The following is an 18,944-nucleotide window of genomic DNA, read 5'->3' as shown; positions in this document are numbered from 1 at the left end:
GCGCCGAAACGCATATCATGATTACCCCTGACCCATTGCTAGACGAGCGCGCCCTGAGCAAGCTCAAGTGGCGTTGCCGGCGCGGCCTGCTTGAGAACGACCTGCTGATCGAACGCTTCTTCCGGGGCCATGAGGCCACGCTCACCGTCAGGCAGGCAAAAGGGTTGAATGATTTAATGGATTTGTCCGACAACGACTTGCTGGACCTGCTGTTAAAACGAAAAGACGCCACCCAGCTGCCCGATGAAGCGGCCAAGGCAAGCGCCTCTACTTCCGAAGCCCATGAAGTTTTAAAGTTGCTGCAGCCCGCAGCGCCGGCCCCGTGATTGCATGCCGTCCCCAAATTCACACTGATACGAAAGAAAGAAGCAAGAAATGAAGCTAGCTGACAACAAAGCCACCCTGTCCTTCAGCAACGGCAGCCCCAGCATCGACCTGCCGGTGTACCAGGGCAATGTCGGCCCGGACGTCGTCGACATCCGCAAGCTCTATGCCCAGACCGGCATGTTCACTTATGACCCCGGTTTCCTGTCGACCGCGGCCTGCCAGTCGGCGATCACTTACATCGACGGCGACAAGGGCGAGTTGCTGTACCGCGGCTACCCCATCGAGCAGCTGGCCACCAACTGCGACTACATGGAAACCTGCCACCTGCTGCTGTACGGAGAGCTGCCTAACGTGGCGCAGAAGACCGACTTCGTGCACCGCGTGACCAACCACACCATGGTCAACGAGCAGATGCAGTTCTTCCTGCGCGGTTTCCGCCGTGACGCGCACCCGATGGCCATCATGACCGGCCTGGTCGGCGCCCTGTCGGCCTTCTACCATGACAGCACCGACATCACCAATCCGGAACACCGCGACATCTCGGCCATCCGCCTGATCGCCAAGATGCCGACCCTGGTCTCCATGGCCTACAAGTACACCGTGGGCCAGCCCTACATGTACCCGAAAAACAACCTGAGCTACGCCGGCAACTTCCTGCACATGATGTTCGCCACGCCGTGCGAAGAGTACAAGGTCAACCCGGTGCTCGAGCGCGCGCTGGACCGCATCTTCATCCTGCACGCCGACCACGAGCAGAACGCCTCGACCTCCACCGTGCGCCTGTGCGGTTCCTCCGGCACCAACCCCTTCGCCGCCATCGCGGCCGGTGTGGCCTGCCTCTGGGGCCCGGCCCACGGCGGCGCCAATGAGGCAGCCCTCAACATGCTGGGCGACATCCAGAAGCAGGGCGGCGTCGAGAAAATCGGCGAATTCATCAAGCAGGTGAAAGACAAGAGCTCCGGCGTCAAGCTGATGGGTTTCGGCCACCGCGTCTACAAAAACTACGACCCGCGCGCCAAGCTCATGCAGGAAACCTGCAAGGAAGTGCTGAAGGAAATGGGCCTGGAGAACGACCCACTCTTCAAGCTGGCCATGGCCCTGGAAAAGATCGCCCTCGAAGACGACTACTTCGTCTCGCGCAAGCTCTACCCCAACGTCGACTTCTACTCCGGCATCGTGCAGCGCGCCATCGGCATCCCCGTGCCGCTGTTCACCGCCGTGTTCGCGCTGGCCCGCACCGTCGGCTGGATTGCCCAGCTGAACGAAATGATCGGCGACCCCGAGTACAAGATCGGCCGCCCGCGCCAGCTGTTCACCGGCTCGACGACCCGCCAGGTCAAGCCGCTCGACAAGCGCTGATCAGACCGGCAACCCACGAAAAAGCCCGCTTGCGCGGGCTTTTTTCTTTTCTGCCTGCAGTGGTCCCGTCCTCTCTTCTGGTGGCCGCCGCCCGCTACTGCGTGTCGCCGGACGATTCGGCAAAGCCCGCATGGAGCTCTTCAAGAATCTTGAGGAAAAGCTCGGCGCGGTGGGTAAAGGGATGTGCGGGATTCGTGACCGCGCAAATGGGGTGGCTGAAAGCCGGGCCGCCGGCCTGAAGCCGCAGCGGATAACGCTTGGCCAGCAGGTTGCCGAAATAGGTGGGCAGCAAACCCTGGTAATGACCCGTGGCGATCAGCACACCGATGGCCTCCAGCCCTCCGGCGGCCGGACCACGCTCGTAGCCCCATTTGTCGATCGCCTGCTGCACATAGGGATGCATGCGAAACACCAGCGGCAGCTTTTTGCCCTCCTGCTCCCCGACCAGCGTTGAGACGTAGACGCGGTGCGTCTCCTTGAACAGCGGCAAATACCTGAACTCACCGTCCTCCACGTACTTGCCGCGCAAGGCGATGTCCACCCGGTTTTCCCGCAGGGCCTGGTTGAGCTCGGGGAATGTCATGACCGAAATCTCGGGCTTCACATTCGGCGCGCGCTCGCGCAAGCGCGCCAGCGCCTGGGGAAACCTGAAATCCGCATGCGAAGTGGCGTGCTCGCCTATGCCGATGGACAGGCAACCCGACAAGACCCCGTGCACCGCATCGATTTCAGGCCGTATGCGCTCCAGCGAGCGCAGCGCGCTGGAGGCCAGCTTCACGGCCACCTCACCCTCCGGCGTCAGCCTGAAGCCCGCTGGCCCGCGTTCGCAAAGCTGCACACCCAAACGTTCTTCCACCTCCCTCACATGGCGGCTGATGGAGGCTTTTGACATCAGCAACTGCTTCTCGGCGGCGGCGAACCCCCCGGCCTGCGCCACGCTGCAGAACACACGCAAAGAGCGCAGGTCCTTTTCGTCAAAGTCGAGCTTGATCATGGGTTCAGTCGTGAAAGGTATTGAATTCTAAGACTACACCCTCAAAAAAGTCATTTTTTGATTTGCTTCACGGTCATTAAAGTGCAATGCAAGACCCGCGAATCCCCCGACGAACCTGACTTTTACAACAACGCCCCACCCATGGAATCCCTCACAGTCCCTCCCCGCACCGGCCACAAGACCTTGCTGTACTCCGAGCTGGTGACGCAGCTTGAAGGCCTGCAATCGGACATCGCCATCCTCGGCATGCCCTTCGGCTCCGCCTACAGCCCGCGCGGCTTCACCAACGACCAGACGAATGCGCCACAGGCCATACGCGACGTCACGGACCGTATTGTTCGCGCGCCCGAGCATTACGACTTCGACATCGACGGCCCCTTGCTGCAAGGCCGCACCGACATCCGCTTTGTGGATTGCGGCGACGTGCTGCCCGACCTGAAGATCCCGGGCGACCACTACCGCAAGGCCGAACTGGCCGTGCGCCACATCCTCAAGGGCGGCGGCCTGCCCATCGTCCTGGGCGGCGACCACGGCATCACCAACCCCATCCTGCGCGCCTTCGATGAGGTCGGTCCCATCACCCTGGTCCACGTCGATGCACACCTTGACTGGCGCGACGAGGTCAACGGCGTGAAGGACGGCCTGTCCAGCCCCATCCGGCGCGCGTCGGAACTGCCCTTCGTCAAGCACATCGTGCAGATTGGCCTGCGCGCCCAGGGCAGCGGCCGCCCGGCCGACTACCAGGCAGCCCGCGACTACGGCGCCGTGCTGATCTCCGCCTACGAGTTGCATGAGGTCGGCATGAAGGCCGTGCTGGACCGCATTCCCTCAGGCGGCAATTACTACCTCACCATCGACGCCGACGGCCTGGACCCGACCGTCATGCCCGCCGTGGATGGACCCGCACCCGGCGGCGTCGACTTCGTGCAGGCACGCGCGCTGATTCACGGCCTCGTCAAAAAAGGGCGCGTGGTGGGAATGGACATCGTGGAGATCCAGCCCGCCAAGGACACCGCCACCAAGTTGACCTGCGTGACGGCGGGCCGCCTGATCGTCAACCTCATCGGCAGCACCATCAAGGCCGGTTACTTCGACAGGTAACACCGCCCCTCCGCCGGCAGCACCCAATTTTTTCCCCACATCCCACTATCAAGAGCTTATTCATGGCACACACACGCATCCGGAAATTCAACACCAAGGACACCTACCCCGAGCAGTCCATCAGCAATGATTTGTGCCAGGCCGTCGTGGCGCGCGGGACCACGGTGTTCCTGCGCGGCCAGATTGGCCAGAACCTCGACACATCCGAAAGCGTTTGCATTGGTGACGTTGCCGGGCAAACGGAACAGGCGATGAAGAACATCGACATGCTGATGAAAGAAGCCGGCGGAAAACTCGAGCACATCTGCAAACTCACCGTGTACATCAGCGACCCGCGCTACCGCGAAGACGTTTATCGCGTCGTCGGCAAATGGCTTGCCGGTGTTTACCCCGTGTCTACAGGCATCGTGGTGTCGGCTTTTGCGCGCCCTGAATACCTTGTTGAAGTGGATGCCACCGCGGTCATTCCTGATTGAAAAATTCGCGGCGGCATCGATAGCGGTCCATGCGTTTTGAAGAAGAAAATAAATATTCAAAACACGATGAATCTCCAATGAAAAAAACGTTTTTGGCATGCGTCTTGCACCATCAATAAAGTACCCGACAAGCGATGCAATGAAGAATTTTTTCGTGCATCGCCTGGCTGGTTCCACGAAGCCGGTGCTGAAGTTTTTTTTGATCGCGGAGCTGGAGATGCGTGCCGAATTTAAAGGCGCATTGAAAAAAGAGCGAGGCAATTCGAACGCTTGAGATCGGTTGGTTAAGGCAATCATGAATCCCCACCTGGAAAGAACCCTTCACATGAAACGCAGATCCACACTACTCGCCTGCATGGCCCTGTTGAGCAGCTTGCTGGCTTTTCCAGCTGTTGCAGCCGATGATGCACTGAGCAAAATCCTGTCGCGAAAAACCATTCGCGTCGCAGTGCCGACAGACTATCCCCCTTATGGGTTCGTCGGCACCGATATGGCGCCAAAAGGGTATGACATCGAGATGGCCAACATCATCGCGACCAAGCTGGGCGTGAAGCTGGAACTCATTCCCGTCACCGGGCCCAATCGCATCGCCTACCTGCAAACACAAAAGGCCGACCTCACCATCTCTTCGCTTGGCAAGACACCCGAACGCGAAAAAGTCATCGACTACAGCGTCGCCTATGCGCCCTTTTTTGATGCGATCTTCGGCAGCAAGGAAGTGCAGGCCAAGACCTTTGGCGAACTCACGGGAAAAACCATTTCCGTAACCCGCGGCTCCATGCAGGATGAAGAGCTGCAACGCCTTGCGCCCGCCGCCGTCGTCAAACGCTTCGAAGACAACAACAGCACGCTGGCCGCTTTCCTGTCGGGGCAAACACAGATGTTTGCAACCGGCACGGCCGTCGCCGCCGCCATCAAGCAGAAGAATCCGGCGCTGAGCCTGGAACTGAAGGTCATCCTGGCGAACGCCCCTTGCTATGTGGGCGTCCCCAAAGGAGAAACCCAGCTGCTGGCGAAGGTCAACCAGATCATCCTGGACGCCAAAAAAGCGGGAACGCTGGACGAAATTTCCCAGCGATGGCTGGGCGCGCCTGCGGGCAATCTTCCGGAGTAAGTTTTTCCCCAGGCATGCGTGCCTCATCCTTCCCGTCGACCATCTTTTTTTCAGATGCGACGGGAACACCGCTACTTGACTTGATCCAGCTACCGCCCGGTCATGGAAGGGCAGGCATGTCTCAGAAAGAATTTCGATGACGACGACGCATCTCTCTGTGACCCAGAGGCTGGCCCGCTGGGCGTCAGATCTGCAAGGCGGCGCCATTCCCGCGGCCGTCCGGGCGCACGCCGGAACCAGCCTGGTCGATACCGCGGGCGTTGCCATCGCGGGATCCCGGACGCGCGTGGGCCGCATCGCCATGGCGGCGGGCCTTCAGGCCGGCTCGCACGGCTGGTCGACGCTGTTTGGCACCAGCGCGCGCGTTTCGGAACAAACGGCGGCCTTCATCAACGGCGCCTCGGCCCACGCACTTGATTTCGACGACAACTGCTATGCGGGTGTCGTGCACGGGTCCGCGGTGATCGCCCCCGCAGCAATCGCGGTCGGCCAAAAGGTCAACGCGTCAGGCAGAGACCTGGTCACGGCTTTTGTGGCCGGATCGGAATGTGAGTACGCGGTAGGCGCGGCGTCAAAAAACATCCTGTACGAGCAGGGCTGGTGGACCACCGGTGTGCTGGGCCCCATAGGCGCCTGTGTGGCCGCATCGCATTTGCTCAAACTCGGCCCGGAGAAGATGAGCTCGGCCCTGGGCCTGGCGATCACCGGCGCCGGCGGAACCAAGGCCTGTTTCGGAACCGACGGCAAGGCCTTGATGGCAGGCCGGGCCGCTGAGGCGGGCGTTGCCTGCGCGCTGCTCGCGGCGCAGGGCGCGCGCGGCCCAATGGATGCGATTGAATCCACCAACGGCTTCGCCAGGCTGTTCAATGAAAGCGTGTTTGATCTTGCCGTGATGGATGACCTGGGCTCTCGCTGGTTTTCACGGGAGCCGGGCGTGGACATCAAACGGATTCCGGTCTGCCTTTCTTCCCATGCCGCGGTTGATGCGCTCATGCACCTGGTGGCCGTGCACAACATCCGGCCCGACGACATTGAGCGCATGGTGTGCGACGTGCCGCCCATGGTGTCCAGAAACCTGGTTTACGCCCAGCCGGAGACGATCCAGCAGAGCCAGTTCAGCATGCAGTACGCCATCGCCGTCTCCTTGAAGTTCGGGAATTTCACGCTGGAACACCTTGACGAGAAGTTGCTGAAGAACCGGGAACTGGTTTCACTCATGGCGAAGGTTGAAATGCGCACAGGGCCTCTCTGGGATGACGCGGCGCTGCGTCAATCAGCGCCGGAAGGCGCGGAGGTCCATCTCCATCTGCGCGGCGGGAAAGTATTCCAGCGCTTCAGGGCTACCGCGCGAGGCTCCGTCGGCTCGCCGCTCAGCGACCAGGAGATCGGTGACAAGTTTCTCGCCTGCGCAACGCCGGCCATGGGCAGTGGCCCCGCGGCAAGCCTTCTTTCACGCCTGGGCATGCTCGATGGGGATATTTTGGTGCGCGACCTGTTTGAAAGCCCGACGACCTCATGATGAGACACCCAACGCCCCTTTTCTTTTATCCATTGGATCGCCATGTCGGTACTTGATTTTTCCGCCGTCGTGCAAGCCTGGCCCTTGTTCCTGGAGGGCTTGTGGCTGACCTGCGTGCTGACCGCCGTGAGCTGCCTGGCCGGCACCTTGCTGGGTGCCGCTTGCGCCTGGGGCCGGATTCAAGGACCCGCATGGCTTAAGGCCGGGCTGGCCTGCTATGTCGAGCTGTTCCGCAACACGCCCTTCCTCATCCAGATCTTCTTCATCTTTTTCGGCGTGGCATCCGTCGGCCTGAAGATGAGCGCGATACCGGCCAGCCTGGTCGCCCTGGTCCTCAACCTGGGCGCCTATGCCTGCGAGATCATCCGCGCCGGGATAGAAGCCACACCCAAAGGGCAGATCGAAGCGGCCCAGTCGCTGGCCTTGAGCCGCTGGCAGATTTTCACCCGCGTGCTGATCGCACCGGCGCTGGCCCGCGTGTGGCCCGCGATGGTCAGCCAGCTGGTCATCATCATGCTGGCCTCTTCGGTCTGCAGCCAGATCTCCGCGGAAGAAGTGTCCTATGCGGCCAATTTCGTGGCGGGCAAAAGCTTTCGCAGCTTCGAGGCCTTCATGGCCGTCACCGCGTGTTACCTCGTGCTGGCCATCCTGCTGCGCAAACTGCTTTTATGGATGGGCCCGCGTTTTGTCTTCGGGCGAATGAAATTCTGAAAGTCAAACGATGAGCAGTTTTAGCACCTGGGACGTCATCCGCAACCTGTTGTTGTCGGTGCCGTGGACGCTTTTTCTTTCGGCCATCGCTTTTGCGGGCGGCTCCCTGCTGGGGCTCATACTGCTGGTGCTTCGCATCATGAAGCCGGATTCGCTGGGCCGCGCCATCACCTGGTATGTGCAGCTTTTCCAGGGAACACCGCTGCTCATGCAGCTGTTCCTGACCTACTTCGGCCTTGCGCTCTTCGGCCTCAATCCCTCGCCCCTGCTGGCCGCGACCTTGTGCCTGTCTTTGTATGCCGGCGCTTTTTTGACGGAAACCTGGCACGGCAGCGTGATGTCCATCCCCAAGGGGCAATGGGAAGCCTCGAGCAGCCTCGCGCTGAACCTGCGCGAACAACTGCGCTACGTCATCTTTCCGCAGGCCATCAAAGTTTCAGTTCCGCCCACCGTGGGCCTGGGTGTGCAGATCATCAAGAACACCTCCCTGGCTTCGGTGATCGGATTTGTCGAACTGACGAGAACCGGCCAGATCATCACCAACGTGACCTACGACCCCTTCTTCGTTTACGGCGTCGTGGCCTTGCTGTACTTCGCGATCTGTTTTCCCTGCTCCCTGTGGGGCCGCGCGCTGGAGCGCAAATTCAGCTTCAAACATTGAGGAATGCCATGACAAACGACCAGCCCACCTGCCTGGTGGAAATCAAGAAACTGCGCAAAAGCTACGGCCCGGTCGAAGTGCTCAAGGGCATAGACCTCGGTATCCAGCGCAAGGAGGTGGTGTGCATCATCGGCAAAAGCGGCTCGGGGAAAAGCACCTTGCTGCGCTGCGTGAACGGGCTCGAGGTTTTCCAGCAGGGTGAACTGCTGGTCGATGGGCTGCCGGTGAAAAGCCAGGACGCGCAGGCCATGCGCGCATTGCGGCAAAAAGTCGGCATGGTATTCCAGAGCTTCAACCTGTTTCCGGCCATGAGCGCGGGAAGCAACGTCATGCTCGCGCCCAGGCTGGTGAAAGGTTTGCCGGGCGCGCAAACCCGTGCGCTCGCAGAAAAGCTGCTCAAGCGCGTGGGGCTGGAAGACAAATTCGACAGCTACCCCCATGAGCTGTCGGGCGGCCAGCAGCAGCGGGTGGCGATTGCGCGCGCGCTGGCCATGAACCCCGAAGTGATTCTTTGCGATGAAATCACGTCGGCCCTTGACCCCGAGCTGGTGGGGGAAGTTCTGCAGGTGATTGAAGGGCTGGCCCGGGAAGGCGTTACCCTGATGATCGTGACCCACGAAATGAACTTCGCCAGAAAAGTCTGCGACCGCATCATCTTCATGCACCAGGGCCTGGTGCATGAAATGGGAACGCCGGAAGCCATCTTCACCAACCCGCAGACGCCGGAGCTGCGAAACTTTTTATCCATGAACCATGGCTGAACTCATGCCGGAAAACACTCCCGCCAAAGCGCATGCGGTGCAACTGCAAGCGCCAACCATCACGTCCCGCGCCGCCTCCGCCACCGGCGTTGACTACGTGCATGAGCTCGACTCAGGGCGGCAAGGGCCCGAGGTGCTGGTCACCGCGCTGGTGCATGGCAACGAATACTCCGGCGCGACGGCGCTGGATGCTTTCCTCGGCAGCGGCATCCGCCCACGCAAAGGCCGCATCACCGGCGCGTTCTGCAACGTGGCGGCTTTTGCGCGCTTCGACCCGGCCAGCCCGGACGCCTCGCGCTTTGTCGACGAAGATTTCAACCGCGTGTGGTCGCTTGAACGGCTGGGCGGTTCAGGCCAAAGCAGCGAACTGGAGCGGGCACGGGTGCTGCGGCCTTTTGTCGAACGTGCCACTTACCTGCTGGACCTGCATTCCATGCACGAGCCCTGCGAGCCGCTGCTGGTCACCGGCCTGCTGCAACGCAACATCGACTTCGCCCAATCGCTGGGCCTGGGCGCGCAGGTGATCGTGGATGCCGGGCACGACGACGGCGTGCGCATGCGTGATTTCGACCGGCTGGCGGATCCCGCGCGATCGGAGATTGCGCTGCTGCTGGAGGCCGGCCAGCACTGGGACCCGTCCTCGCTTCAAACAGCCCGCAATGCGCTGATGCGGTTCCTGGTCGCCTCCGGCATGATCGAAAGCGGCGACGTGCCGCCCGGCTGGACCTTGCCGGACGTCCCGGCGCCGCGGCCCCTGGTCGTGACCCACCGCATCGTGGCCAAGTCCATGGCCTTCCGGTTTGTCCAGGATTTCCGCGGTGGCGAAGTCATCGCCAGGGCCGGGGAACTCATCGCCTGGGACGGCGGCGAGCCCATCGTCGCGCCCTATGACGGCTGCGTGCTGATCATGCCCTCCGTCAAGCAACTGCGGCCGGGCGTGACCACGGTTCGGCTGGGGCGCAGGGCCTGAGGCCTGAGCCCCGGGTCGGCAATTCAGCGGAAAACGCCCATCGGCAAGCGGGTCATCGCGTATTGCGATGGCAAAATCCGGTTCTTAGCGGCAAAATAGCGCCTCAACGTCGTCGAACACGATGACGCCACGCCATAAGCCCTATGAAAAGCTCAGAACGCAACTTTGCCCGCCGCATTGACCTGACCTCGCTTCAGCTCTTTGTGGCCGTGTGCGAGCTGGGCAGCATCGGCAAGGCAGCCGAGCGCGAGTTCATCGCGGCCTCCGCCGTCAGCAAGCGCCTGTCCGACCTCGAGGCCACGCTGGACACGCCGCTGCTGTACCGCCACACGCGCGGCGTCGATTTGACGCCGGCCGGCGAAAGCCTGCTGCACCATGCGCGCTCGGTGCTGTTCAGCCTCGAAAAAATGCAGAGTGAGCTCAGCGAATACGCCAACGGCGTGCGCGGCCATGTGCGCGTGCATGCCAGCATCTCGGCCATCGTGCAGTTTTTGCCCGAAGACCTGGGCGCTTTCACGCGCGAGCATTCCGGCATCAAGATTGACCTCGAAGAGCACCTGAGCACCGAGGTCGTGCGCGCCGTGCAGGAAGGCGCGGCCGACCTGGGCATCTGCAACACCGCAGACGGCACGGGCGACCTGCAGACCCTGCCCTACCGCACCGACCAGCTGGTGCTCATCGTTCCCCGGGGCCACCCCTTGTGCGCCCAGGGTGCGATCCGCTTCGAAGCCGCACTCGACTACGACCAGGTGGGCCTGCATTCCAACAGCTCGATCTACCTGGCTATGCGCGAGGCCGCGGCGCGGCTGGGCCGCACCATCAAGCTGCGCATCCACGTGACCGGCCTGGACGCCATGTGCCGCATGATCCACAACGGCCTGGGCGTGGGCGTGATGCCGCAGCGCGCCTTTGAGCTGACGCACGGCGTCGGTGAACTCGAATCCATTCCCCTGCTGGACAGCTGGGCGGAGCGCCAGATCCAGCTGGTGGCGCGCGACTTCTCCACATTGCCCCTGACGGCGCGGCTGCTGGTGGACCACCTGGTGCAACCCGTCCCACAGACAACGCGGGGCAAACCCGCCAAAACCATCGCAGCCCCCGCCCACGCAGCCGCCTAAAATCACCGCCACCTCACCCCGTATCACCCCACGACAGACGACAACAAGAGACCACGAAGGAACACCATGGGACGCACCCTCTACGACAAAATCTGGGACGAGCACGTCGTTCACACCGAAGAAGACGGCACGGCCGTGCTCTACATCGACCGCCACCTGGTGCATGAAGTCACCAGCCCGCAGGCTTTTGAAGGCCTGCGCGAAGCCGGCCGCAAGGTCTGGCGCATCAGCTCCATCGTCGCCACCGCCGACCACAACACGCCCACCACCGGCTGGGAACTGGGCTATGACGGCATCACCGACCTGGTCAGCAAAGAGCAGATCACCACGCTGGACAGCAACATCAAGGAATTCGGCGCGGCCGCCTTCTTCCCCTTCCTCTCCAAGCGCCAGGGCATCGTGCACGTCATCGGCCCCGAAAGCGGCGCGACCCTGCCCGGCATGACGGTGGTCTGCGGCGACTCGCACACCTCCACCCACGGCGCCTTTGGCGCGCTGGCGCACGGCATAGGCACCAGCGAGGTCGAGCACGTGATGGCCACGCAGACCCTGCTGGCCAAGAAGGCCAGGAACATGCTCGTGAAGGTCGAAGGCAAACTCGCGCCCGGCCTCACCGGCAAGGACATCGTGCTGGCGATCATTGGAAAAATCGGAACAGCGGGAGGCACCGGCTACACGATTGAATTCGGCGGCTCGGCGATACGCGCGCTCAGCATGGAAGGCCGCATGACGGTCTGCAACATGGCGATTGAAGCGGGCGCGCGCGCCGGCCTGGTCGCGGTGGACCAGAAGACCATCGACTACGTGAAAGGCCGGCTGCTGTCGCCCACCGGCGTGGAATGGGACATGGCCGCCAAGTACTGGAACACGCTGCAGTCCGATGCCGACGCGAAATTCGATGCGGTGGTTGAGCTCGACGCGAGCCAGATCCGGCCGCAGGTCACCTGGGGCACCTCGCCCGAAATGGTGCTGTCCATCGACGACCGCGTGCCCGATCCCGACAAGGAAAAAGACGCCAACAAGCGCGACGCCATCGAGCGCGCCCTGAAGTACATGGGCCTGGAGCCCGGCAAGGCGCTCAACGACCTCTACGTCGACAAGGTGTTCATAGGCTCCTGCACCAACAGCCGCATCGAAGACATGCGCGAAGCCGCGGCCGTGATCAAGAAGATTGGCCAGAAGGTCGCCAAAAACGTCAAGCTCGCGCTGGTCGTGCCGGGCTCGGGCCTGGTCAAGGAACAGGCCGAGCGCGAAGGGCTGGACAAGATTTTTGTGGCCGCCGGTTTCGAGTGGCGCGAGCCGGGCTGCTCCATGTGCCTGGCCATGAACGCCGACCGGCTGGAGCCGGGCGAGCGCTGCGCCTCCACCAGCAACCGCAACTTCGAAGGCCGCCAGGGCGCGGGCGGGCGCACCCACCTGGTCAGCCCCGCGATGGCGGCCGCTGCCGCCGTGCACGGCCACTTTGTCGATATCCGGAAATTTTCCTGAATTCCAACGCGAACTCCAAAACACCCGAGGAGAACATTGATGAAAAAAATCGCCACTGTGTTTGCCCTGATGGGCCTGGGCTTCTTCCTTGCCGGTTGCAATACCGTCAAGGGCATGGGACAGGATGTGCAAAAGGCCGGTTCGGCCATTGAAAACGCCGCAAAGAAGTAAATGCAAAAATTCACCGTACACAAGGGCCTCGTCGCCCCCATGGACCGCGAGAACGTCGACACCGACGCCATCATCCCCAAGCAGTTCCTCAAATCCATCCGCAAGACGGGCTTCGGCCCCAACCTGTTTGACGCATGGCGCTACCTGGACCCGGGCTTCCCAGGCCAGGACCCGGCCTCGCGCAAGCCGAATCCCGACTTCGTGCTGAACCAGCCGCGCTACGCCGGTGCGTCCGTCCTGCTGGCGCGCAAGAACTTCGGTTGCGGCTCCTCGCGCGAACACGCGCCCTGGGCCCTGGACCAATACGGCTTTCGCGCCATCATCGCGCCCAGCTATGCCGACATCTTCTTCAACAACAGCTTCAAGAACGGCCTGCTGCCCATCGTGCTGCCCGAAGCGCAAGTTGCCGCGCTGTTCGACGAAGCGCTGGCCTTCCCCGGCTACCAGCTGACGGTGGACCTGGAGCGCCAGGTCATCGTCAAGCCGCAGGGCGAGGAACTCCCCTTCGACGTGCAGGCCTTCCGCAAGTACTGCCTGGTCAACGGCCTGGACGACATCGGCCTGACCTTGCGCCAGAGCGACAAGATCAAGGCTTTTGAAGCCGAGCGCCTGGCCACCAAGCCCTGGCTGAACCACACCGTCGCCGGCTGAACGCCTATCCCGCATCCGCCGCGGCCCGCCAACACGGGCCGCGGCCCTCACAAAGACAGCAAAAATGAAAATCGCAATCCTGCCGGGTGACGGCATTGGCACCGAAATCGTCGCGGAGGCCGTCAAGGTCTTGAAGGCGCTTGACCTGAAGTTTGAAACCGAAAGCGCATTGGTAGGCGGCGCCGCCTATGAGGCCCACGGCCATCCGCTGCCCGAGGCCACGCTCAAGCTCGCCAAAGACGCCGACGCCGTGCTGTTCGGCGCGGTCGGTGACTGGAAATACGACAAGCTGGACCGGCCGCTGCGCCCCGAGCAGGCCATCCTGGGCCTGCGCAAGAACCTGGGGCTGTTCGCCAACTTCCGCCCGGCGATCTGCTATGCGCAGCTGGTGGACGCCTCCAGCCTCAAGCGCGAACTGGTGTCCGGCCTGGACATCCTGATCATCCGCGAGCTGACCGGCGACATCTACTTCGGCCAGCCGCGCGGCCGCCGCGTCTCGCCCGACGGCCACTTCCCCGGCTCGGAAGAGGCTTTTGACACCATGCGCTATTCGCGCCCCGAGATCGAGCGCATCGCCCACGTCGCCTTCCAGGCGGCCCGCAAACGCGACAAACGCGTGACCAGCGTCGACAAGGCCAACGTGCTGGAAACCTTCCAGCTCTGGAAAGACGTGGTCACCGAAGTCGGCAAGGAATACCCCGACGTCGCCCTGGACCATATGTATGTGGACAACGCCGCCATGCAGCTGGTGAAAGCGCCCAAGAAGTTTGACGTGGTCGTCACCGGCAATATGTTCGGCGACATCCTGAGCGACGCCGCCGCCATGCTGACGGGCTCCATCGGCATGCTGCCTTCGGCCAGCCTCAACGACAAAAACCAGGGCCTGTACGAACCCAGCCACGGCAGCGCGCCGGACATCGCCGGCAAGGGTGTGGCCAATCCGCTGGCCACCATCCTGAGCGCGGCCATGATGCTGCGCTTCAGCCTGAACCAGCCCGAAGCCGCCGCCCGCATCGAAAAAGCCGTCGACGCCGTGCTGAGCCAGGGCCTGCGCACGCCCGACATCTACAGCGAAGGCACGACCAAAGTCGGCACGGTGCAGATGGGCGATGCCGTCGTGAAGGCGCTTGGCTGACGTTTTTTCGCCGCAAAGCGCTTCAAACCACGGTTTTGCCTATGGTTTGGGGCCGCTGTCAGCCTCGGCAAAGCCAAGCCTGGCTACAATCGACACCTATGCGCAAAAGCCCCGCTTTCACCCACTGCCCCGCCGCCCTGCGCGCGGGACGTGCGGCGCCGGTTTTTGCCCAGATCACCAAGACGACCACCATTAAAGGCTAGCAAGCCTGGTTCGTCGTGCCCCGCCGGCTCGATGAGCCGGGCCAAAAAGCCATTTTTATGTACTTTTTGAAGGGGCAGTTCCAATGAAACTCAAAGGCAATCTCACAGGGCTCGTCGGCTGGCGCGGCATGGTCGGCTCGGTCCTGATCGACCGCATGCAGGCCGAAGGCGACTTCGACCTGATCGAGCCGGTGTTCTTCTCGACCTCCAACGCGGGCGGCAAAGCCCCCGCCCAGGCGAAGAACGAGACCACGCTGAAAGACGCCTTTGACATTGAAGCGCTCAAGAAGTGCGACGTCATCATCACCGCCCAGGGCGGCGACTACACCTCCGAAGTCTTCCCCAAGCTGCGCGCGGCCGGCTGGAAGGGCCACTGGATCGACGCGGCCTCCACGCTGCGCATGAACGACGACGCCGTCATCATCCTGGACCCGGTCAACCTGCCCGTCATCCAGAACGCCCTGGCCAAGGGCGGCACCAACTGGATAGGCGGCAACTGCACGGTCAGCTGCATGCTGATGGGCGTGGGCGCGCTGTACAAGGCCGGCCTGGTCGAGTGGATGACCAGCATGACCTACCAGGCGGCCTCCGGCGGCGGCGCGCAGCACATGCGCGAGCTGCTCACGCAGTTCGGCACGCTGAACAGCGAAGTCCGCACGCTGCTGGACGACCCGAAATCCGCCATCCTCGAAATCGACCGCCGCATCCTGGCCAAACAGCAGTCCCTCAGCGCCGGCGAAACGGCCAACTTCGGCGTTCCGCTGGGCGGCTCGCTGATCCCCTGGATCGACAAAGACCTGGGCAACGGCATGAGCAAGGAAGAGTGGAAGGGCGGCGCAGAGACCAACAAGATCCTGGGCCAGGGCGCCAGCTTCGGCACGGCCGAAACCCCGGTCGACGGCTTCTGCGTGCGCATAGGCGCCATGCGCTGCCACAGCCAGGCGCTGACCTTCAAACTCAAGAAGGACGTGCCGTTGGCCGACATCGAGGCCCTGATCGCGGCGGACAACGAATGGGTCAAAGTTGTGCCCAACACACGCGAAGCCTCCGTCAAGGACCTCACCCCTGTGGCCGTCACCGGCACCATGCAGATTCCCGTGGGCCGCCTGCGCAAGCTGGCCATGGGGCCGGACTACCTGGGCGCCTTCACCGTGGGCGACCAGCTGTTGTGGGGCGCGGCGGAGCCGTTGCGCCGCATGCTGCGCATCCTGCTGCAGGCCTGAACTAATGGAGGTGAGCGGCTGCCAACATACGACCGCGCATCCGTAACTACATGTCACAGGACGTTGTCGTCAGACAACATCCGAAACTTGTAAGTTGCTGCTAACTCGCTGTGTCAAAACTTAAGTGGTGTCTTAGCTTGTCAGCCTAATGCCTTGATGTTAAGGTTGTTTTTCGAAAATTCGCATCGAGGTTTTTGTGCGCATAAGCAGAATAAAGTTACATGCAGACCGAGCACTGGAGGCTCACAACCCCATGAATAAACGCGGTCGTTGGCGTATCGGCGCCCTGGCAAGTGCCATTGCACTTTTGGGTAGCCTGGCAAGTCTGGAAGCCCATGCGCTCGCGCTGGGCCGGATCACGGTTCAATCAGCGTTAGGGGAACCCTTACGCGCCGAAATCGAGATCGCCGACATCCGGCCCGATGAGGCCTCAAGCCTCAAGGCCGGCGTGGCACCGCCCGACACCTTCAAGGCCGCCGGCCTGGAATACGGCAGTGTGGCGGCCGGCGTCGAAGTCAGCCTGCAACGCAGGGCCGACGGACGCTCCTTCCTTCGCCTGAGCAGCAACCGGCCCGTCACCGAGCCTTTCGTCGACCTGATCCTGGAAGCCAGCTGGGCCAACGGACGCATTACGCGCGACTACACCATGCTGTTCGACCCGCCGGCCATGCGCTCGGCAGGTTCGGGCGCAGCGATCGCCCCCACGGCGCCCGTCCTGTCGTCCCGCCCTGCGGCGCCACCGGCCAGGGGCATGGCCTCCATCCCCTATTCACCGCCAGCAGGCCCCAGCCCCGCTACCCGGCCCGCGCCGGTCGCCAAGGCCCCTGCTGCGCCTCTGGAAAAAATACCCGCCGGCGGCGACAAACAGGTCACCGTCAAGACCGGTGACACCGCCGGCAAGATCGCCGCCCAGAACAAGCCGGCCAGCGTGTCGCTGGACCAGATGCTGGTGGCCCTGCTGCGCAGCAACCCGGACGCATTCATAGGCGGCAACGTCAACCGCGTGAAATCGGGCGCCGTGCTGGATATCCCGAGCGCGGACACGGCCGGCGCGATTTCCGCCGCCGAAGCCACCCAGACCATCGTGGCGCAAAGCAAGGACTTCAACAGCTTCCGCCGCAAGCTCGCCGAAGGTGTGCCGGCCACGCAAGTGGCCAGCGCCGACCGCCAGGCCGGCGGCAAGGTGCAAGCCAAGGTCGAAGACCGCGCGCCTGCCAGCACCACGCCCGACAAGCTGACGCTCTCCAAGGGCGCCGTCCAGGGCAAGGCGGCCACGGCGGCCGAAGAAAAGATCGCCAAGGAACGCCAGGCCAAGGAAGCGTCCACCCGCGTGGCGGAGCTGTCCAAAAACATCAACGACCTGAGCAAGCTGGGCGGAGCCCCCGCGGCGGCACCGGCAGCCAAGGCGCCCGCTGTTGCCGTTCCCGCGCCCGCAGTCCTCCCAGCCCCCGTGCCGGCACCCGCCGCACCGGTAGCCGCGGCGACGCCTGCGGTGACAGCAGCCCCCGCAGCAACGGCACCCGCCACGACGCAGACGGCCAGCGCCGCCGGCAGCAGCCTGCCGGCATCCGTTTCCCCGGCGATGGCGGCCTCCGACGTTTCCGCCGGCCCGGCGCCGGCAGTTGCGGCCGCCGAACCCGCGCCCGCCGCCAGTGCAGTGGTCGCCGCCCCCGTAGTAGCCCCCAAAAAGGCCGTGGTTGTCCCACCACCCCCGCCTGAACCCAGCCTGATCGACGAATTGCTCGAGAATCCGCTGGTATTGCCGATCGCCGGTGGTTTGCTGTTGTTGCTGGCCGGTTTCGGTTTTTACCGCTACCGCCAGCGCGGCGGCGGGGCCCAGGTTGACAGCTCATTCCTCGAAAGCAGGCTGCAGCCAGATTCTTTTTTCGGCGCCAGCGGCGGCCAAAGAATTGACACGAATGAAGGCAACGCCACGGGCTCGTCCCTGGTGTATTCGCCCAGTCAATTGGATGCCGCTGGCGACGTCGACCCCGTAGCCGAAGCCGATGTATACCTCGCGTATGGACGCGACCTGCAGGCCGAAGAAATCCTGAAGGAGGCCATGCGCACCAGCCCGACGCGCGTAGCCATCCATGCCAAGCTGATGGAAATCTACGCCAAGCGCCGGGACAGCAAGGCCTTTGAGACGGTCGCCATCGAAGCCTTCAACCTGACACACGGCAACGGCCCCGAATGGGCCTACATCACCGAGATGGGCCGTGAGCTGGATCCTGCCAACCCGATGTACCAACCCGGCGGCCAGCCCGGCGGCGCCGCCAAAGCCGGCGGCACCTCGGCATTCAGCCCGGGCGGCACCGTTGCCATGGTGGCGCAGCCGGTTCATGCGCCGGCGCCCGCGCCTGCGACGGATATCGACCTCGACCTGGACTTCTCGCTGGATGACGAGCCTGATACGGCTGCCACCACACCTGCGGTGATCTCGGCCCCGCCGCCCCCACCACCACCTGCCCCGCCGGTGGTGGCCGTCAAGCCGGAACCAGCCCCCCTGAACATGGATTTCAGCAGTGCCACCGTGGCCTTGCCCACGGCGCCGGCAGCCAGGCCGGTTGCGGTTGCGCCTGCGCCCGAAGACTTCCTGTCCGAAGGCCTGAACTTCACGCCGGAACCCTTCACGCCCGCCCCCAAACCGGCCCCGGTGAAAGTGGCGGCGGCTCCCACGCCCGCCGTGGCCGACAGCGGCATGCTGGAGTTCGACCTCGGTTCGCTATCGCTGGACCTGAACGGCCCGACCACGGAAAGCCCGGCTCTCCCGCTGGAAGTTTCGTCCGACGACCCGCTGGAAACCAAATTCCTGCTGGCCGAAGAATTCCGTTCTTTGGGCGATTCCGATGGCGCAAGGTCCCTGGCCGAAGAGGTCATGGCCGAAGCCAAGGGCCCGCTGAAGGTCAAGGCGCAGGCCTTCCTGAACGCCCTGTCGTGAGCGCAGCCTGAACGCGCTGCG

At 63.1% G+C, this 18,944-nt stretch carries 19 protein-coding genes; 18 read left to right on the top strand and 1 reads right to left on the bottom strand.

Features of this window, described 5'->3' with window-relative positions; all coding sequences use genetic code 11:
- Nucleotides 1-17: 17 nt before the first annotated feature.
- Together ACLV8F_RS16320 and gltA are read left to right on the top strand one after the other, a co-directional pair.
- Nucleotides 18-326, top strand: coding sequence for a succinate dehydrogenase assembly factor 2 (locus ACLV8F_RS16320; RefSeq protein ID WP_411885255.1), 309 nt, complete (start codon nucleotides 18-20; stop codon nucleotides 324-326).
- 49 nt (nucleotides 327-375) lie between these two features.
- A complete protein-coding gene (gltA, locus tag ACLV8F_RS16315; protein WP_411885254.1) occupies nucleotides 376-1,686 on the top strand; it encodes a citrate synthase in 1,311 nt (436 codons plus the stop codon).
- A gap of 94 nt (nucleotides 1,687-1,780) precedes the next feature.
- Here gltA and ACLV8F_RS16310 read toward each other — a convergent pair whose 3' ends face one another.
- The gene (locus ACLV8F_RS16310) at nucleotides 1,781-2,680 is read right to left on the bottom strand and encodes a LysR family transcriptional regulator (RefSeq protein WP_411885253.1); all 900 of its coding nucleotides are present in this window, start codon (nucleotides 2,678-2,680) and stop codon (nucleotides 1,781-1,783) included.
- Nucleotides 2,681-2,821: 141 nt separating this feature from the next.
- Here ACLV8F_RS16310 and ACLV8F_RS16305 point away from each other — a divergent pair, with 141 nt between their 5' ends.
- The 16 genes from ACLV8F_RS16305 to ACLV8F_RS16230 all read left to right on the top strand — a co-directional run bounded on the left by ACLV8F_RS16305 (nucleotide 2,822) and on the right by ACLV8F_RS16230 (nucleotide 18,923).
- On the top strand, nucleotides 2,822-3,781 hold the full coding sequence (locus ACLV8F_RS16305) for an agmatinase (protein ID WP_411885252.1): 960 nt from the start codon (nucleotides 2,822-2,824) through the stop codon (nucleotides 3,779-3,781).
- Nucleotides 3,782-3,843: 62 nt separating this feature from the next.
- On the top strand, nucleotides 3,844-4,257 hold the full coding sequence (locus ACLV8F_RS16300) for a RidA family protein (RefSeq protein WP_411885251.1): 414 nt from the start codon (nucleotides 3,844-3,846) through the stop codon (nucleotides 4,255-4,257).
- A 139-nt stretch (nucleotides 4,258-4,396) separates the two neighbouring features.
- Nucleotides 4,397-4,531: a hypothetical protein gene (locus tag ACLV8F_RS16295; protein ID WP_411885250.1), complete on the top strand. Its 135-nt coding sequence runs from the start codon at nucleotides 4,397-4,399 to the stop codon at nucleotides 4,529-4,531.
- Between the two features lie 51 nt (nucleotides 4,532-4,582).
- Complete coding sequence (locus tag ACLV8F_RS16290) at nucleotides 4,583-5,371, top strand: transporter substrate-binding domain-containing protein (protein ID WP_411885249.1); 789 nt, start codon at nucleotides 4,583-4,585, stop codon at nucleotides 5,369-5,371.
- Between the two features lie 136 nt (nucleotides 5,372-5,507).
- Complete coding sequence (locus ACLV8F_RS16285) at nucleotides 5,508-6,890, top strand: MmgE/PrpD family protein (protein ID WP_411885248.1); 1,383 nt, start codon at nucleotides 5,508-5,510, stop codon at nucleotides 6,888-6,890.
- 42 nt (nucleotides 6,891-6,932) lie between these two features.
- Nucleotides 6,933-7,601 carry an amino acid ABC transporter permease gene (locus tag ACLV8F_RS16280; RefSeq protein WP_411885247.1) on the top strand — a complete coding sequence of 223 codons (669 nt, stop codon included), beginning with the start codon at nucleotides 6,933-6,935 and terminating at the stop codon, nucleotides 7,599-7,601.
- Between the two features lie 10 nt (nucleotides 7,602-7,611).
- On the top strand, nucleotides 7,612-8,262 hold the full coding sequence (locus tag ACLV8F_RS16275; RefSeq protein WP_411885246.1) for an amino acid ABC transporter permease: 651 nt from the start codon (nucleotides 7,612-7,614) through the stop codon (nucleotides 8,260-8,262).
- Nucleotides 8,263-8,270: 8 nt separating this feature from the next.
- On the top strand, nucleotides 8,271-9,023 hold the full coding sequence (locus ACLV8F_RS16270) for an amino acid ABC transporter ATP-binding protein (RefSeq protein ID WP_411885245.1): 753 nt from the start codon (nucleotides 8,271-8,273) through the stop codon (nucleotides 9,021-9,023).
- On the top strand, nucleotides 9,016-9,993 hold the full coding sequence (locus ACLV8F_RS16265) for a succinylglutamate desuccinylase/aspartoacylase family protein (RefSeq protein WP_411885244.1): 978 nt from the start codon (nucleotides 9,016-9,018) through the stop codon (nucleotides 9,991-9,993). The genes ACLV8F_RS16270 and ACLV8F_RS16265 overlap by 8 nt, the downstream gene beginning before the upstream one ends.
- Nucleotides 9,994-10,136: 143 nt before the next feature.
- Nucleotides 10,137-11,111: a LysR family transcriptional regulator gene (locus tag ACLV8F_RS16260; RefSeq protein WP_411885243.1), complete on the top strand. Its 975-nt coding sequence runs from the start codon at nucleotides 10,137-10,139 to the stop codon at nucleotides 11,109-11,111.
- A 66-nt stretch (nucleotides 11,112-11,177) separates the two neighbouring features.
- Complete coding sequence (gene leuC, locus ACLV8F_RS16255) at nucleotides 11,178-12,599, top strand: 3-isopropylmalate dehydratase large subunit (RefSeq protein ID WP_411885242.1); 1,422 nt, start codon at nucleotides 11,178-11,180, stop codon at nucleotides 12,597-12,599.
- A gap of 39 nt (nucleotides 12,600-12,638) precedes the next feature.
- On the top strand, nucleotides 12,639-12,770 hold the full coding sequence (locus tag ACLV8F_RS16250) for an entericidin A/B family lipoprotein (RefSeq protein ID WP_411885241.1): 132 nt from the start codon (nucleotides 12,639-12,641) through the stop codon (nucleotides 12,768-12,770).
- Nucleotides 12,771-13,421, top strand: coding sequence for a 3-isopropylmalate dehydratase small subunit (gene leuD, locus ACLV8F_RS16245; RefSeq protein ID WP_411885240.1), 651 nt, complete (start codon nucleotides 12,771-12,773; stop codon nucleotides 13,419-13,421). It begins immediately after the preceding gene.
- A 64-nt stretch (nucleotides 13,422-13,485) separates the two neighbouring features.
- Nucleotides 13,486-14,556, top strand: a complete 1,071-nt coding sequence (gene leuB / locus ACLV8F_RS16240) for a 3-isopropylmalate dehydrogenase (protein ID WP_411880250.1) — start codon at nucleotides 13,486-13,488, stop codon at nucleotides 14,554-14,556.
- Nucleotides 14,557-14,842: 286 nt separating this feature from the next.
- Entirely contained in the window at nucleotides 14,843-15,982 is a 1,140-nt protein-coding gene (asd, locus tag ACLV8F_RS16235; RefSeq protein ID WP_411885239.1) for an aspartate-semialdehyde dehydrogenase, read from the top strand.
- A gap of 253 nt (nucleotides 15,983-16,235) precedes the next feature.
- Nucleotides 16,236-18,923 carry a FimV/HubP family polar landmark protein gene (locus ACLV8F_RS16230; RefSeq protein ID WP_411885238.1) on the top strand — a complete coding sequence of 896 codons (2,688 nt, stop codon included), beginning with the start codon at nucleotides 16,236-16,238 and terminating at the stop codon, nucleotides 18,921-18,923.
- Nucleotides 18,924-18,944: the final 21 nt, after the last annotated feature.

Origin of the sequence: Polaromonas sp. YR568, assembly GCF_943369675.1 — a bacterium.
GTDB lineage: Bacteria > Pseudomonadota > Gammaproteobacteria > Burkholderiales > Burkholderiaceae_C > Polaromonas.
The sequence above is the reverse complement of the archived record's forward strand: the minus strand, read 5'-3'. Positions and strand labels throughout refer to the sequence as shown.

What these genes read in the sequence shown, in the direction of transcription:
- ACLV8F_RS16250 (WP_411885241.1), top strand. Translation starts at nt 12,639, where the DNA reads ATGAAAAAAATCGCCACTGTGTTTGCCCTGATGGGCCTGGGCTTCTTC.
- ACLV8F_RS16260 (WP_411885243.1), top strand. Translation starts at nt 10,137, where the DNA reads ATGAAAAGCTCAGAACGCAACTTTGCCCGCCGCATTGACCTGACCTCG.
- ACLV8F_RS16275 (WP_411885246.1), top strand. Translation starts at nt 7,612, where the DNA reads ATGAGCAGTTTTAGCACCTGGGACGTCATCCGCAACCTGTTGTTGTCG.
- leuB (WP_411880250.1), top strand. Translation starts at nt 13,486, where the DNA reads ATGAAAATCGCAATCCTGCCGGGTGACGGCATTGGCACCGAAATCGTC.
- leuD (WP_411885240.1), top strand. Translation starts at nt 12,771, where the DNA reads ATGCAAAAATTCACCGTACACAAGGGCCTCGTCGCCCCCATGGACCGC.
- ACLV8F_RS16295 (WP_411885250.1), top strand. Translation starts at nt 4,397, where the DNA reads ATGAAGAATTTTTTCGTGCATCGCCTGGCTGGTTCCACGAAGCCGGTG.
- ACLV8F_RS16230 (WP_411885238.1), top strand. Translation starts at nt 16,236, where the DNA reads ATGAATAAACGCGGTCGTTGGCGTATCGGCGCCCTGGCAAGTGCCATT.
- ACLV8F_RS16270 (WP_411885245.1), top strand. Translation starts at nt 8,271, where the DNA reads ATGACAAACGACCAGCCCACCTGCCTGGTGGAAATCAAGAAACTGCGC.
- gltA (WP_411885254.1), top strand. Translation starts at nt 376, where the DNA reads ATGAAGCTAGCTGACAACAAAGCCACCCTGTCCTTCAGCAACGGCAGC.
- ACLV8F_RS16285 (WP_411885248.1), top strand. Translation starts at nt 5,508, where the DNA reads ATGACGACGACGCATCTCTCTGTGACCCAGAGGCTGGCCCGCTGGGCG.
- ACLV8F_RS16290 (WP_411885249.1), top strand. Translation starts at nt 4,583, where the DNA reads ATGAAACGCAGATCCACACTACTCGCCTGCATGGCCCTGTTGAGCAGC.
- ACLV8F_RS16300 (WP_411885251.1), top strand. Translation starts at nt 3,844, where the DNA reads ATGGCACACACACGCATCCGGAAATTCAACACCAAGGACACCTACCCC.
- asd (WP_411885239.1), top strand. Translation starts at nt 14,843, where the DNA reads ATGAAACTCAAAGGCAATCTCACAGGGCTCGTCGGCTGGCGCGGCATG.
- ACLV8F_RS16310 (WP_411885253.1), bottom strand. Translation starts at nt 2,680, where the DNA reads ATGATCAAGCTCGACTTTGACGAAAAGGACCTGCGCTCTTTGCGTGTG.
- ACLV8F_RS16265 (WP_411885244.1), top strand. Translation starts at nt 9,016, where the DNA reads ATGGCTGAACTCATGCCGGAAAACACTCCCGCCAAAGCGCATGCGGTG.
- leuC (WP_411885242.1), top strand. Translation starts at nt 11,178, where the DNA reads ATGGGACGCACCCTCTACGACAAAATCTGGGACGAGCACGTCGTTCAC.
- ACLV8F_RS16305 (WP_411885252.1), top strand. Translation starts at nt 2,822, where the DNA reads ATGGAATCCCTCACAGTCCCTCCCCGCACCGGCCACAAGACCTTGCTG.
- ACLV8F_RS16320 (WP_411885255.1), top strand. Translation starts at nt 18, where the DNA reads ATGATTACCCCTGACCCATTGCTAGACGAGCGCGCCCTGAGCAAGCTC.
- ACLV8F_RS16280 (WP_411885247.1), top strand. Translation starts at nt 6,933, where the DNA reads ATGTCGGTACTTGATTTTTCCGCCGTCGTGCAAGCCTGGCCCTTGTTC.